Raw genomic sequence first — 14,827 nt, forward strand, 5'->3', positions numbered from 1 at the left:
TGTCGCGGCCCGGCGAGGACACGCCCAACCGCTGGCGTCCCGGCCGTGGAACCACCGACCATCGCGTCCCGGATCGGAGATCCATCCAGCGGTGGGCATCAACGTCATATGCGCTCTTCTTGATCCTCAAACCTTTGCGGCTTAGCCACTTAAATATTGACACCAAGGACCGCCAACGACTGCGATCCACTGCCCGAACGGCACAACGGAGGGTTTCAGGGTATATCGATCCACCCTAGATGCCCACACTCGGGCGACAACAGATGATCATCACGCCCTTGACCTGCCTCTGGACGGGGAGCTAAATTTCGATTAGTGGATAGGCCACTATGTGGGTTGGCTGAGGTACGAGGCCCTTAGAGGCCACCCGGTCTTCCCGCCGCCGCACAGAGCGCGACCGTTTATGAGGGGGCACACCGTGTCGTTGCAGGAGTTCATCGCCACTCCGAAGTTCGACGACTACCGGGAGCAGTTCAAGGACTTCTTTCACCTTGAGCGAGCCGACGGAGTCATCGTGGCCAAGGCGCACACCCTCGGAGGGCCCATCCAGCTGAGCGTCCAGAACCATCGCGCGCTCGGCCAGATGCTCAAAACCATCGGAGCCGATCCCGAGAACGAGGTCCTGATTCTGACGGGCTCCGGCGACGAGTTCATGATGGACGCGGACCCCGAGGGTTTTGCACTCGAAGACGAGGACATGCCGTACTGGGCGTACGAGTACGCCTACAAAGACGGCCGCATCAACGTCAGTTCACTGATCAACGACCTGGAGATTCCCACCATCGGGATCTTCAACGGGTCGGGATTCCACTCCGAGATCGTGTTGATGTGCGACATCACACTCTGCGCGCAGGACGCTACCGTATTCGACCTGCACTTCGACATCGGCTCGGTTCCCGCGGACGGAATCCACAGTTGCTTCCAGGAGCTGCTGGGAGTGAAGCGTGCCGCCTACGCCCTGCTCACCGGTGAAGCGATCTCAGCACAACAGGCCCTGGAGTGGGGCATGGTCAACGAGGTACTTCCGCGCGAAGACCTCCTGGACCGCGCGCAGGTCATCGCCCAGCACATCATGGGGCAGCCGCGCATCACACGCCGTCTCACCACTCAGATCATCCGTCGTCCCTGGCGTCGGCGCATCACCGACGACCTTGACGGCGGCTTCGGAATCCAGATGTTCGGACATGTGGTGAAGCAGAAGTCGATTCACAGCAAGGGGCACATCGCCGACACCGTCGGCTATGTGCGCGAGGGCCGCAAGAACAACTTCGACTGAGCCAGCCGGGGTCGCGGACGATTCCTGACACACAGCCGCTGGTGGTCGTGATCGAGGTAGCTTCGATCACGACCACCAGCGATGTCGCGTTGTCGAACCAGGCAGCGGCCGGCCGGCTTCATTGACTCGCCCGCAGATGCTTCATCATCACCTCGTGGTGGTGACGCACCGCATACAGCGCCCCGTCGACGTCCCGCTTCTGCACGGCGCGGAGGATGGGCTCATGGATCGCCGTCAGCGCGTCGATCTGGGCGGACTCAAGCCAGCTGGGGACCGTGCCCTTGTCAATCCAGGCGCGGTACTCATAGTTGATCAGTGCGGTGTGAACGCTGTCGAACACGGCGGCGAGATAGGCGTTGTGCGACGCGCTGATCAACGTCGCGTGGAAGTAGGTGTCGGCGCTCATCCAACTGGCCGTGTCTCCCGCGCTCTGCGCAAGCCGGCACAGGGCGCGCTCCGCTTCCGCGAGTTCGTCAGACGTGGCCCGCTCGATCGCCTTGACGATACCGGTCGACTCAAGGCCGAGCCGCAACTCCGCCAACGCGTCGACCGAGCCCGGTTCCACATCGAGCATCAGATTGATCGATGTCGCGAGATTCACCTCGGGCCGCATCCGAACGTACGCCCCGGAGCCGCGGCGCGATTCCACGAGCCCCTTGACCACGAGAATACGGATGGCCTGGCTCACCGTGGCACGGCTTGTCGACAGGAGAACGGCGAGATCACGCTCGGACGGCAGCCGTGACCCGTCAGTGAGCTCCTGAGCCAGGATCAGCCGCTGGACGCGTGCCGCGATCTCCTCCGCTGCGCCCTCCGGCTGACTGAGTCCGATGCCCTGGAGGGCCTGCCACGGACTGTTGGCCAAAACTTCCTTCGTTCGGGCCACTTGAATCCTCCACCCGTCCATTCGGTCGTGGGCCGCACGAGGGACCCGCCAGGAGGCGCGCACAGCCCATTCTCGTCCCCGTAGCCCGCGCATACCGGGAAAGCGCGCCGAGCCGAGCACGGAGCAGGCCGGTCAGATCCACGCACCGTCCACACCGGCCCCGCTGTTCCCTCCCCCGTACGCTACCCCAGGCCTCACCACCCACAAGAGCGGCCACGGTTCGCTGCGACAGGAACGGTGCCCCCCATCCGGTTCAGCAAGGAAAGGACGGAAGGCCCGCTCGAGGTTCACACCGCGGAATCCACACCGCGGACGGAGCCGAAACCGTTCTGGAACCACTTCCCGCACACCGCTCGGTATGACCGCCGCTGGCAGTTCGTCACCGGGTGCGCGACGGCTCGGTGGCGGGAGCATGCGGCTCGGCTCGCAGCCGCCACCCCGTGCTCTGTTCCCGCTGGTGCCAGAACTCGTGGAAGCGTCCGCGAGCCGCCAGTAGTTCCTCGACGGTGCCGTCCTCGACCACGGTGCCGTCCGCAAGGAACAGGACCCGGTCGGCGTTGCCGACGGTGGCCGGCCGGTGGGTGACGACAACCCGGGTCCTCGGCCGGCTTTCGGCAGTCAGGGCGTCCACGACGGCGGCCTCGTTCTCGGTGTCCAGGGCACTGGTGGCCTCGTCCACGAGCAGCAGCGGGGCGGGCTTGAGCAGGGCGCGGGCGATGGCGATGCGCTGTCGCTCGCCGCCCGAGAGCGCTGTGCCACCCTCGCCGACGCGGCTGTCCGCGCCGTCTGGCAGCCGGTCGGTGATCTCGTCCACCCGGGCCAGTGCGAGGGCCTGCGCGAGCCGTTCGTCATCCGCGTCCGGGTCGCCGACCAGGACGTTCTCGCGGATCGTTCCGTCGAACAGATAGGAGTGCTGGAAGATCATGCTGCTCAGTGCCCGCCGGGCCTCACCGTCGAAGGTGGCCGTGTCCACGTCGTCGGCGAGTACGCGTCCGCGGGTGGGGGTGTGAAGCCCGGCGAGCAGGGCGAGCACCGTGCTCTTGCCCGAGCCCGAGGGGCCCACGATCGCGGTGGTGGTGCCCGCCTCCAGGGTGAGGTTCAGGCCGCGCAGGACCCGGTGGCCGTTGTCGTAGGCGAAGTCGACGTTGTCGAACTCGATCCGCGGCGCCTGGCCGTGGCCGACCGCGGTGCCGGTGGCAGTGGTGGGTGCGGTGATCACGGCGTGGACCCGGTCGAGGGTGGTCCGGACGGTCTCGACCGCCGGGGCCAGCTCCGCCAGCGTGGTGAACGGCTCCAGGTAGCGGACGACGACGATGATGAGGGCGACCGCCTCCGGTGCCGTCAACTCCCCGCGCAGCGTCAGCACCGCGGCGACACCCGCGAGCAGTACGAGCGCCACCTGGCCCGCCAGGCTGAACAGCAACTGGCCCGGGATCTGGAACAGCAGCAGCCTCATCGTGGACCCGTGCTGCTCGGCGAGGGCCCGTCCGACATGGCTGTGTGCGGGATCGACCCGGCGTGCCGCGCGCAGCGCCTGCTGGGTGCCGGCGAACTCGATGAGCCGTTCGGTCAGTGCGCTGTTGGTCTCGGCGGCGATGGCGTCGGCACGGCGACTGATCCGGCCGGAGGCCCACAGCGCCCCGAGCAGCACCGGCACGCCGAGCGCGGCGGCCAGTGCGAGCTGCCAGGCGACCGGCACCAGGGCGATGGCGATCGCGGCGGGGAGCAGGATCGCGCCGATCAGCGGGGTGAGCAGATGGGCGAACAGGCCGACCAGTTCGGGCCCTCCGGAGGCGATCGCCCCGCGTGCTGTCGCGGTGTTACCCGCCAGCCAGCTCAGCCGGACCTGGGTCAGCCGGTCCGTGACGTCGTGCTGAACGCGATCCAGGAGTGCGAAGCCCAGGTCGTAGCCGAGCCGGGCGGCGACCGTGTCGGCCGCCCATCCGGTGGCGGTCACGGCGGTCAGTGCGCCCAGCCAGGGCAGTGCGCCGGCTGGATCGTCGCCGAACAGCTCGCGCAGCAGCGGCACCAGGAGTACGGCGCCCGCGGCACGCAGCAGCACCGAGAGCAGTGCGAGTGCGCCGTAGGCGGTGATCCGGGTGCGGCGGTCCGCCGGCAGCAGTCCCAGCAGTGAGCGGATCACGAGGTCACTCCTTGGGTGAGGGTTCCGGCCGGACCCGTGACGGGCTGCTCGGGGACGTTCCCGTCCGGGGCGTCACAGCGTGTGGGCGCCTCCTCCGGTGCGGGTCCGGCGCCGTCGGAGTCCCATAGACGGCGGTAGCGGCCGTCTGCGGCGAGGAGTTCATCATGGGTACCGGTCTCGGCGATCCGGCCGCCGTCCAGGACGACGATCCGGTCCGCACCGGTGACGGTGTGCAGTCGGTGTGCGATGACCAGGACCGTACGGTTTCGGGTGAGCCGGTCAAGCGCGCGCTGTACCAGGAACTCGGACTCGGGATCGGCGAAGGCGGTGGCCTCGTCCAGGACCAGGACCGGGGTGTCGGCGAGGATGGCTCGGGCGATGGTGAGCCGCTGCCGCTCGCCGCCCGACAGCTGTGTCCCGTCTTCGATGACGGTGTCGTAGCCGTGCGGGAACCGGGTGATCCGGTCGTGGATCTGTGCGTCGCGCGCCGCAGCCTCGATCTCCTCGTCGGAGGCGTCCGGTACGGCCAGTGCGATGTTCTCGCGAACGGAGCCGTTCACCAGCTGGACGTCCTGGAGCACGAACCCCACGTCGGTGTACAGCTCATCGGCGGTGAGCGAGCGGATGTCGCGTCCGTCGACGCGGATCGCTCCGCCGTCGACGTCGTGGAAGCGGGCGAGCAGCGCGGCGAGGGTGGACTTGCCCGAGCCTGATGGTCCGACCAGCGCCGTCACCGTCCCCGGTCGCAGTGTGAGCGACACGTCCCGGATCACCGGGACTCCCGGCCGGTATCCGAAGGTGGCCCGGTCGAACACGACCGTCCCCGCGGGGTCTTCGGGCGCGTCGGCGGCGCTGCCCTGTCGGGTGACGAGTTCCTTGTCATCGAGGGTGCCGGCGATGCCACGGGCCGCGAGCACCCCGTCGCGCAGTCCGCTGAGCCCGTAGCCGATGTTCAGCAGCCGGGCGCCGAAGGTCGTGCCGAGCAGAAGGAAGGGCAGTAGGTCGACGGGCTGCATGCGGTCCGTGACGATCAGCAGTGTTCCCGTCGTGATGATAAGCCACAGGAAGGTCGCGGGCCGGGTGACCATGTCCATGAAGGTCTTCTTGCCGATGAACGGCCGCTGCCAGTCGTTGAGGAACGTCAGGTACTCGTCCAGGCGCCGTCCGAAGGCGGAGGCCGCCGCACCACCGAACACCCGGACAACCGGCTGGCCTTCGAGGTAGGCGCCGGCCTCGCCGCCCATGCGCTCGGCCCACTGCTGGGCCTGCGCGATCTTCGGGCCGGACTGGACCATCATGACCGCCATGGCCACGACGTAGACGAGGATGGGCACCAACAGCACCAGGGCCGGCCGCCAGTCCACGGTGAACAGGTAGACGAGGACCGCGACCGGGGCGATGACCGCGGCGACCGCGTCCGGGACGGCGTGGGTGACCAGGTAGTGCAGGGACAGCGTGTCGTCCTGCACCACCTTCTTGGTTCCGGCCGAGCCGCGTGCGGAGTACCAGCCGAGCGGCAGCCGCGCCAGCTTGCCGAGCAGCCGGGTGCGCAACTCGCGTGCGAATCGGGCATCCACCGCGTGCAGCCACAGGGTCAGCGCGGCTCCGAGGGCGGTACCGACGCCGAGCAGTACGAGCGCGAAGGTGCCGATCGTGCGCAGCCGGGACTGGTCCGCGCCGTCGAGGAGTAGCCGGGCCAGTTCGACCAGCAGGACGAACGGGGCGAGTTGGAGCAGGGTGATGAGGGCCTGGAGCACTCCGGCGAGCAGCAGTGTCCCCCGGACGGGGGCCAGCAGCCGCCCTGCCGACTGCGACCGCCAGCGCCCGTGGGCGACGGTCGGTCCGGGTGCGCCGGGACGTGTGCGCGGAGCGATGGGCGGCGGCGAGTGGGGCGGTTCCCCGGTGTGTCGTGGTACGGACGGCTCGACGGGCCGAAACGCCCCGGGCGGCGGTACGGAGGTGGTGGGCGCGGGTACGGCGGTCACCGTCGGGCCGGTGGCGAGTTCGGCCTCGGTAGGCCCCCGCGCCGCGGTGATCTCGGGAATCGGAGCGGCTTCGCCCTCCTTGCCGTCCCGGAGTCTGCCCATGGCCCGTCCGTGGATCCAGTACGCCCGGCCGGTCAGCTCCGACTTGGGGAATCCGAACTCCTCGCGCAGCCGTTTGCGAACCAGTTTGAACGAGGTCTGCTCGGCGGCGATCCAGGCGGACCAGTCCGACCAGTCGCGGGCTTCGACCGCCGCCGCCAGATGTGTCCCATCGCCCCGGGGCACCCGGTGCAGCCGCAGCCGTGGGTGTGCCGCCAGCGGGATCAGACGGTCGTCCGCGCTGTGTTCCTCCAGATACAGCTCGACCGGGACGCCGTGCGGCACCACCCCCAGGATCGAGTTGATCGCCGGGATCGATGCCGCGTCCCCGAACAACAGGTATCCGGCGGGTAGTTCGCCGGTCGGCTCGAACTTCGTGGAGCCGAGGGACATCACCGGCACCCGGGCCCCCGGTTGTGCGAGTGCCGCCCAGCGCGAGCCGGGGCCCGCGGGCTCGTGCAGGACGAAGTCCACCGCGAACGCGCCGGTCTCCGGATCCGCCTCGGTGATCGTGTAGGCCCGCTGGTGCTCGGTGTCCGCACCGTCCGGGTCCGGAATCCACAGGCGCAGCCATGCGGTCGGCTCGGCCACGGCGTCCTCGAAGAGCGTCGGCGAGACGAGTCGGACACGGACGAAGTGCGGCGCCAACCGCACCTTCTCCACGACCGTCGCCTCGTGGTCGCGGGCGCCGAAACCGCGCAGCACCACGCCCTGGAATCCTCGTGACACTAGTTTCTCCCATCGGGCGAAGGCGAGGGCCGGACGTCCAGTGCGACCATGACCTCTGCCAGGGGGCGCCCTGGTGGCGCCGCGTCGGTCAGACCGCGAATGTAGGCCGTGACGACCAGGCGGAAGTAGTCGGTGAGGGAGATGTCCGGCAGGTTCGCGTGCGCCTGTGCGAGGACTCCCTCGGTGGCCAGCAGTGCGCGGGATTCGGCGAGTTGCCGTTCCATTCGGCGGTCGTCGCGTCCGCCCGTCAGATAGGCCGTCTGACGCTCCTGGGCCGCGGCCTGCGCGATGGCGAACCCGGCCACCGAGGAGCAGATGACCACCGCGACGTCCGGGCTGTGGCCGCGTTCGACCAGGGCAGTGATCTCCCTGGCGAGCACGTCGGCGCCCGCCGCGCCCCGCGGGAACAGCTCCTGCAGATAGCGGGCCATTCCCGGCCGGTCGAGGACGAACTCCCGCAGGGCGACGGCGAAGCGCAGCAGGTGCGCGGCGGTGTCCTCGGGCGGGTTCGGGATGCTCAACTCGTTGAGCATGCTCTCGCCGACCAGCCGGTCCAGGCCCGCTTTGCCGTCCACGTACCGGTACAGAGCGGCGGACGCGACACCAAGGCGTGAGGCGACCCCCTGGAGGGTCAGCTCCGCGAGACCGGTCTCCCGTCCGACCCGCTCGATGTCGGTCAGTGAGATACGCGGGGGTCGCCCCTCATCGCCTCTCCTGCCCACCATGCCGTCACCGCCCCTCACGCCGAGGCCCACACCCCCCATGAAGTTAGGGTGAGCTTAGTTAAGGCATTAACTTAGCTCGTGGAGGGGATCAGGACAACCATGGCGACTGGCCCGCGCCCCGGGCCGCTGGCTGGAGGCCGTTCCCGAAGGCGGCCGGTCAGGCGGTGGTGCGGATGAGCAGGGAGCTGGCCGGGCCGTCGATGGAGTACTGCCAGAAGTCCGCGTCCCGGTTCGCCGGCGCGGGCGGGGGGCGTCACCGGCCGCGGACCTGGGTGAACGCCGTCTCTTGCGTCGCCCCGCGGGTCGGACAGCCGCCAGGCGTAGAACGCCGGCGGGGCCACCGGCACGGTCAGGAACACCCCTCTTCAGCGGGGCCTCGCCGCCGGTGACCGCGCGTGGACGGTGAAGCCGCAGGGTGCCCGTTCCCGTCGGGAACGGGGGCGGGTTGGCGAACCACGGTGACCAGCCGCCCGGTCTTTCACCCTGTCGGTACGCGTACTCCCGGCCGCACCACTCAGGGCCCGTCCAGCAGCCCAAGCCTCGCCGCCCGCACCCCCGCCGCGAAGCGGCTCTCCGCGCCGAGGCGGGTCACCAGGCCGGCCAGCAGGCGGCGCAGAGTACGTTCGGAGCAGCCCAGACGGCGGGCTATCGTCTCGTCCTTGGTGCCCGCCGCGAGGAGGGCGAGGACTTCACGTTCCCTTGGGGTCCACTCCTCCGCGCAGTCGGCGCCATAGGGGATTCCGGTTCCCCAGTGGTGTTCGAAGACCCGGGCGAAGCACGAGGCCAGCCGTGGACTGCGGAGCACCACGTCCTCGGCGGGCTCGGCGCCGTCCTCCACCGGGCCCAGGGCGAGGACGGTCACGGCGCGGTCGACCACATTGAGGTGGAGGGGGACGGCCGGGGCCAGCCGGATGCGCGCGCCGTGTTCGTGCATCCGGGAGAGATAGCGCGCCGCCCCGGGCTGACGCGCGGCCCGGGTCGCCACGAGGAGCGCGATGCGCACGCCACGCGCGAGCATGGCCAGATCCTCGCCGAGGCTCTTCTCCAGCGCATCTGGGTCGGGGAAGTTGGCACGCATACCGAGGATTTCGTCCAGACACAGGGTGTCCAGATCGTCCATCCGGTCCTGCAGCCGGGACCGGTCGGCGAAGAACTCCGCCTCCACGACCGCGCGTCCTGGGGGACGCAGACCGGGCATCAGCCGCAGGACGTCATGGAGCGCGTTCAACCCCTGCTCCAGCTCGCCGAGTCCGCGCCGCTGATCGGCGACCAGTTCGTGGAGAGCGCGCTCGGGTGAGCAGACGTGCCCCCGCTCACCGTCGACCAGCCGCCGCGCGGCGAGCCATTCCCGTACCGCTTCGGGCAGCACCTCCAGGCTCTCCCCGGCACCGTCCAGCTGCTGGTACGCGGCCCTCGCCGCAGCCTCGACCTCTTCGGGTACGACGCCGTCTCCGTACGGATCCTCCGCAGACATGACCCGACCCTAGAGCGGCTGTCCTTGCTTGACCATGGTCTCCACCGCCCCGCGGGCCCCGATGGCCGTATTCGGTCACGCCCGTTTCGGCCGTGGTCAACTCCGTGGCGACCCGGCTATGTTGTCGCCACGCCTGGCTGACACGGAGGTCCCAGTGAGCGGAGACCCTGCTCGCGACCACCCGTACCGGGGCGTATCGGCCATCCCTTCGCGAGGGACGGTCGAACCCGCGCCTTCGGCACTCCCCAGCCACCGCGCGCACCGAGTGCCTCGTGCCGATTCCCCACTTCTCCCTACGGCACGACCGCGCTTCCCCCACCCACCGGCCGTCCCAACCGTACGGCGGCCGGAACATGAAAGGTGACCGCCCCTCATGCGTAGACCTCACCTCGCCACCGCCACCGTCGCCCTCGGCCTCGCCGTCCCGCTCGCCCTGGTCCCGACCACCGGATCCGCCGCACCAGCCCCGGAGCCGGCCCCCTTGGTCAAGGTCGCCCAGGCCCCCGCCGCCGAAGAGATCAAAGGGCAGTACATCGTCACCCTCAAGAAGGGTGTCGACGCCGCGGCTCTCGCCGAGTCGAAGTCGGTGAAGACGGAGTACGTGTACGACGCGGTCCTCAACGGATTCGCCGCCGAACTGACCCCGGCCCGGCTCGCGGCGCTGCGCGCCGACTCCCGGGTCGCGTCCATCGAGGAGGACCAGAAGGTCATCTCCGCCGCGACGCAGTACAACCCCACCTACGGCCTGGACCGAATAGACCAGCGCAGCGGACGCGACAGCACGTACACCTACACCCGCAACGGCTCCGGCGTCACCGCCTACATCATCGACTCGGGGATCTTCGCCGGCCACCCCGACTTCGGCAACCGGGCCCGTAACGTCTTCGACGCCTTCGGCGGCAGCGGCGCGGACTGCAACGGCCACGGCACCCATGTCGCCGGTACGGTCGGCGGCACGACATACGGTGTGGCCAAGGGCGTCCAGCTGCGCGGTGTGAAGGTCCTCGACTGTCAGGGCTCGGGCTCCTTCTCCGGCATCATCGCCGGGTTCGACTGGGTCCGGCAGAACGCCGCGCGTCCCGCGGTGGCCAACGCCTCCCTCGGCGGCGGCTACTCCGCGGCCCTCAACAACGCGGCCACCGCCCTCGCCAACTCCGGTGTCCACACCACCGTCGCGGCGGGCAACAACAACCAGGACGCCTGCAACTACTCCCCGGCGAGCGCCGCCGGTGCCCTGTCGATCGCCGCCTCCGACTCAGCGGACAACAAGGCGAGCTTCAGCAACTACGGTCGGTGCGTCGACCTCTACGGCCCCGGTGTGAATGTCCTCTCCACCCGCTCCGGCGGCGGTACCACCACCATGAGCGGTACGTCGATGGCCGCACCGCATGTCGCGGGCGTGGCGGCGCTCTACAAGGCGACGTACGGTGACGCCTCCAGCACCACGGTCAACAACTGGATTGTCAACAACAGCACCGCCAACGCGATCCGCGGCAACTTCAGCGGCACCCCGAACCGGCTGCTGTTCAAGTCGACCCTCTGATCTCGGACCGCTCTGGTCCTTTCCTCCCCATGGCCCTGTGATGCTGTGGCCGGGGGCCCTGGAGACAGGGCCCCCGCGTTCCTGTGAGGTCGGACAGCAGGGCGTCGCGGACCGTCTCGTTCCTCGCCCCCTACGCCCAGTTCCCCGCCGGCGCCGCGAGGTCGACATCTGACCGGGTCCGAAGAACGCGACCGGGCCAGGGGCGAACTGTCGGACCATGACGGGGAGCCTTCCCGGGGGCTACCGGACCGGCCCCGCCCTCCTGTCCGGCGGCCAGCACCGTTGGGACACTATCCGGCCCCATGCTGGCTGATTGCCGACCTAGTCCTGAGCGTCACGGCTCTGACCTGCACACACGTCCAGGCCTACCAGATTGCTGTGCAAAGTCCGACGTTGCAATCAGATGCCGATTGCTGGCAGGGTAGAGGCTCTGAGAATCGCCGAAGCATGACCGAAGTGAAGCAATACAGAGAGGTACAGGCCTTGTTCGACGTGGTGCTGCGTGGAGACATGGTGGCAGCGTCCCTGTTCCGGGCCGATCCCGCAGTCGCTGGGGTACGCATCCCTACGGCAACCCGACCGGGTGCCCGCTCGGCACGGTGGCCGGGACCGGGCGGGCAGGGCGCGGTCCGTGCGCGCCCAGTCGGCGCCGACCGCTGCCGACCCGTCCGCGGATGTGGGCACACTCCGCCGGTCCGGAAAGGGTCGGGGGCAGCCCGGTGACCGAAGTTGACGGAAAGCCTGCCACGGCCCGTAACAACTCCGCCTCGCTGCGGCGGGCGCTCACCATCCTGCTCCACCTCGGAGAGGAAGGCCGCGCGCGGGGCGCCACGCTCGCGGAACTGACGTCGGGCCTGAGCATGAACAAGAGCACGGTGTTGCGTCTCCTGGCGCCCCTGTGCGAGGTGCGGTTGGTTGAGCAGGACGTACGGACCGGCCGCTACCGGCTCGGATCGCGCACCGCGCAGTTGGGCCATGTCTACCTGGACGGTCTGGACCTGCGGGACACCGCTCACGATGTGCTGGAGCGGTTGGCGTCCGACACCGGCGAGACCGCCTATCTGGTGATCCCCGATCTGCCGGATGTGGTCTATGTGGACAAGATCGAGAGTCCCCAGTCAGTGCGGATGCACTCCCCCATCGGAAGCCGTCGGCCCGCCTACTGCACGGGTGTGGGCAAGGCCGTGCTGGCCCACACCGACGTCGGGACGGTGAACGCGGCGTTGGCGCACGGCCTTCCCCGGCGCACCCCCCACACCCTGACCACTCCCGAGGCGCTCCACGCCGACCTGGCCGTGATCCGCTCGCGCGGCTACGCGGTGGACGACCTGGAGAACGAGCCGGACATCCGCTGCGTCGCGGCGCCGGTGTTCGACCACGCGGGCACGGCGGTCTGCGCGGTCAGTGTGTCCGGGCCTGCCGCGCGCATCACATCCGAGCGCGTTCCCGGCCTCGGCCCGCTGGTGTCAGCCGCCGCGGCTGAGATCTCCCGACGGCTCGGAGCGGCCCGCTGAGCATCTCGTCGTGCGTCCTCGCGGCCGCTTGAACCGGCCGCGAGCCACTGGCCGCAAGAACCGTCCCAGGCCGGAGGGGTCGCACGGTGCCGGACGGGGCACCGGTGGAATCAGCCGTCCACCGCGCCCCGTACCCCAGGTCAGGCGAGCCTGTGCGCGATCCGATCGTGATGGCGCAGGGCCGACACGGTGCCATCGGGTTCCCTGACGAAGGAGGCGGCGGCGCCGAGGGGGCTCCCGTCGGCAGCGAGCGCGACCAGGGTGTCCGGCGGGGCCAGCACCAACCGGTCCGGGGAATCGAGGGTGATGACGTACTGGTTCGGCCCCGGCGGTGCCTGGTTCGCGATGACCCTCATCTCCCCCTCGGCCCGCCCCCGGACCAGGGTGATCGTGCCGTAGAAGCCGCAGTCATAGGTCCCCAGCAGGGCTTCGGCCAGCTCATCGCCGACCGGACGCAGGGCACGGGTGGGCGCCGGTCCGAACGCCGCGGTGAGAATCAGCCGCTCAATGTCCTCCGCCACGCCCCAACCGTCGAGCGAGTTCGTCAGTACGGTGTAGGCGAGCTCGCGGGAAGGGATGAGCACCAGGCGGGACGCATAGCCGATGGTGAGCCCGTCGTGCGACATCGCGGGGCTGCCGCCGCGTTCTTCGAGCATCCAGGCGAGCCCGATGTCATGGCCCGCGCTCCCGCGATGGGCCTGGACGCGGAAGAGGCCGCTGGGCGCCGCGGACGAGGTGACATGGACCGCGTACCGCATGAGGTCGCGCGCCGTGCTGAGGACACCGCCGCCCGGCACATCCCAGCCCGGGAGCTGCCAGTGTCGCTGCCACCCCTGGTCGATGAGCAGGGTGGGCCGGCCGTGCCCGTCCCGGCCGTGCGGCGCGGCGACCCGCCGGGTCACCACCTGGTCGGCGGTGGTGAACGTGCCAGACATTCCGGCCGGGTCGAGGACCTCGTCCTGGAGGACGTCCGTGTAGTGCCGGCCGGTGACGCGCTCCACCACCGCGGCGGCCACCATGATCCCCGGACCGCTGTACGAGTAGTCCGTCCCCGGCGCGAAGAGCAGCGGTCGGCGGACGAAGTGGGCCAGTGACGCCTGGACGGAGTCGTCCGCGTGGTCGGCCAGCAGGGCCGGAGCGTCGGCGATCATGTTCTGCGCGTCGATGCCCGAGGTATGGGTGATCAGGTGCCGCAGAGTGATCCGCTCGTCCATCCCGGTGCCGGGGAACAGCGGTGCCACCGGGTCGTCCAGCTCCACCTGGCCACGGTCGGCCAGGCGCCCGATGACGAATCCGAGCAGGGTTTTGGAGATCGAGCCGACCTGGAAGATCGTGTCGGGGTCCACGGGGAGCCGGTGTGCCGTGTTGGTGTCGCCGTAGCCGAGCAGCGTGGTCTCACCGTCGGCCAGGACGCCCACGGCCGCGCCCGGCACTCCATGCCGGGAGAGGATTTCGGGGACATGCTCGTCGAGCAGGGTGGTGAAGTCGGACACGGTGATGTCTCTCCTGCGAGGGTGTCGGATGCGAGCCGGGGCTCAGGCGCCGGCCGCGGTACGGGTGTGGGGGTCGAGCCGGTCGCGCAGGACGTCGCCGAGGAGATTGAACGCGAGGACGAGGACCACGAACGCGATCGAGGGGAACGCCACGACCCAGGGATCGGTGAGCAGGTACTGCTGGGACGACGAGATCATGCTGCCGTAGTCGGCGTCGGGCGGACGGACGCCGAAGCCGAGGAAGCTCAGGGCCGCGTAGGCACCTTCCGCGGTGGAGAGGTTGATCGCGGTCATGATGACGAGCGGGGAGGCGATGTTGGGCAGGATGTGGCGGAACACGATCCACAGCCTGCCGCGGCCACACAGCCGGGCGGCGTCGACGAAGGCGCGCTGCGCGATCTCGATCGTCGAGCCGCGGGCGATGCGCGCGAACCGTGGGATGGTCACGATGCCGATGGCCAGCGACGCGTTGATCAGGCCGCTTCCCATCACCGCGAGCACGAGGATCGCGAGGAGGTACTCGGGGATCGCGAACAGCAGATCGACTATCCGGGACAGGACTCCGTCCCAGAGGCGGCCCAGGAACCCGGCCGCGATCCCGATCGCGGTGCCGATCAGCAGCGCGAACAGCACGGCGTAGGTCGCGGACAGCAGAGCGGGACGGGCGGCGGCGATGATCCGCGAGAACTGGTCACGTCCGAGCGCGTCCGTCCCCAGCCAGTGGTCGGCCGACGGTGAGGACAGCCGTGGGCCGGCGCTGACGTCGTTGGGACCGTACGGCACGAGGAACGAACCGAAGGCCGCCAGGAAGATGTAGCCGAGGATGAGGAAGACGGCGACGTTGGCGACGATGCCGCGCAGCGGCCAGCGGAAAGAGCGCTTTGGTGCGGGAGTGGGCGTGGTGGGTGGTGCGGTGGGAGGGGATGGGCGGGGATGAGCCGAGCTGGGCTTGGTCACGCT

Annotated in this window: 10 protein-coding genes; 3 read left to right on the forward strand and 7 right to left on the reverse strand. The window is 69.6% G+C overall.

Annotated features, from left to right (window positions below):
- Positions 1 to 418 precede the first annotated feature (418 nt).
- Positions 419 to 1,276, forward strand: a complete 858-nt coding sequence (locus NBG84_RS16670) for an enoyl-CoA hydratase/isomerase family protein (RefSeq protein WP_250920244.1) — start codon at positions 419 to 421, stop codon at positions 1,274 to 1,276.
- Between the two features lie 118 nt (positions 1,277 to 1,394).
- Here NBG84_RS16670 and NBG84_RS16675 read toward each other — a convergent pair whose 3' ends face one another.
- The 5 genes from NBG84_RS16675 to NBG84_RS16695 all read right to left on the reverse strand — a co-directional run bounded on the left by NBG84_RS16675 (position 1,395) and on the right by NBG84_RS16695 (position 9,317).
- Positions 1,395 to 2,141 carry a FadR/GntR family transcriptional regulator gene (locus NBG84_RS16675; protein ID WP_250920245.1) on the reverse strand — a complete coding sequence of 249 codons (747 nt, stop codon included), beginning with the start codon at positions 2,139 to 2,141 and terminating at the stop codon, positions 1,395 to 1,397.
- Between the two features lie 400 nt (positions 2,142 to 2,541).
- On the reverse strand, positions 2,542 to 4,305 hold the full coding sequence (locus tag NBG84_RS16680; protein ID WP_250920246.1) for an ABC transporter ATP-binding protein: 1,764 nt from the start codon (positions 4,303 to 4,305) through the stop codon (positions 2,542 to 2,544).
- Positions 4,302 to 7,118, reverse strand: coding sequence for an ABC transporter ATP-binding protein/permease (locus tag NBG84_RS16685; protein ID WP_250920247.1), 2,817 nt, complete (start codon positions 7,116 to 7,118; stop codon positions 4,302 to 4,304). The genes NBG84_RS16680 and NBG84_RS16685 overlap by 4 nt, the downstream gene beginning before the upstream one ends.
- Positions 7,118 to 7,882 carry a TetR/AcrR family transcriptional regulator gene (locus NBG84_RS16690; RefSeq protein ID WP_250920248.1) on the reverse strand — a complete coding sequence of 255 codons (765 nt, stop codon included), beginning with the start codon at positions 7,880 to 7,882 and terminating at the stop codon, positions 7,118 to 7,120. The genes NBG84_RS16685 and NBG84_RS16690 overlap by 1 nt, the downstream gene beginning before the upstream one ends.
- Positions 7,883 to 8,357: 475 nt before the next feature.
- Positions 8,358 to 9,317: a helix-turn-helix transcriptional regulator gene (locus NBG84_RS16695; RefSeq protein ID WP_250920249.1), complete on the reverse strand. Its 960-nt coding sequence runs from the start codon at positions 9,315 to 9,317 to the stop codon at positions 8,358 to 8,360.
- A gap of 373 nt (positions 9,318 to 9,690) precedes the next feature.
- Here NBG84_RS16695 and NBG84_RS16700 point away from each other — a divergent pair, with 373 nt between their 5' ends.
- Together NBG84_RS16700 and NBG84_RS16705 are read left to right on the forward strand one after the other, a co-directional pair.
- The gene (locus NBG84_RS16700; protein ID WP_250920250.1) at positions 9,691 to 10,860 is read left to right on the forward strand and encodes a S8 family peptidase; all 1,170 of its coding nucleotides are present in this window, start codon (positions 9,691 to 9,693) and stop codon (positions 10,858 to 10,860) included.
- 719 nt (positions 10,861 to 11,579) lie between these two features.
- On the forward strand, positions 11,580 to 12,374 hold the full coding sequence (locus NBG84_RS16705) for an IclR family transcriptional regulator (RefSeq protein WP_250920251.1): 795 nt from the start codon (positions 11,580 to 11,582) through the stop codon (positions 12,372 to 12,374).
- Positions 12,375 to 12,514: 140 nt separating this feature from the next.
- Here the strand turns inward: NBG84_RS16705 and NBG84_RS16710 are convergent, their stop codons facing one another.
- Together NBG84_RS16710 and NBG84_RS41125 are read right to left on the reverse strand one after the other, a co-directional pair.
- Complete coding sequence (locus NBG84_RS16710) at positions 12,515 to 13,867, reverse strand: serine hydrolase domain-containing protein (RefSeq protein WP_250920252.1); 1,353 nt, start codon at positions 13,865 to 13,867, stop codon at positions 12,515 to 12,517.
- A 42-nt stretch (positions 13,868 to 13,909) separates the two neighbouring features.
- Positions 13,910 to 14,824 carry an ABC transporter permease gene (locus NBG84_RS41125; RefSeq protein ID WP_250920253.1) on the reverse strand — a complete coding sequence of 305 codons (915 nt, stop codon included), beginning with the start codon at positions 14,822 to 14,824 and terminating at the stop codon, positions 13,910 to 13,912.
- Between the last annotated feature and the right edge of the window lie 3 nt (positions 14,825 to 14,827).

Origin of the sequence: Streptomyces albipurpureus, assembly GCF_023701525.1 — a bacterium.
GTDB classification, from domain to species: domain Bacteria; phylum Actinomycetota; class Actinomycetes; order Streptomycetales; family Streptomycetaceae; genus Streptomyces; species Streptomyces albipurpureus.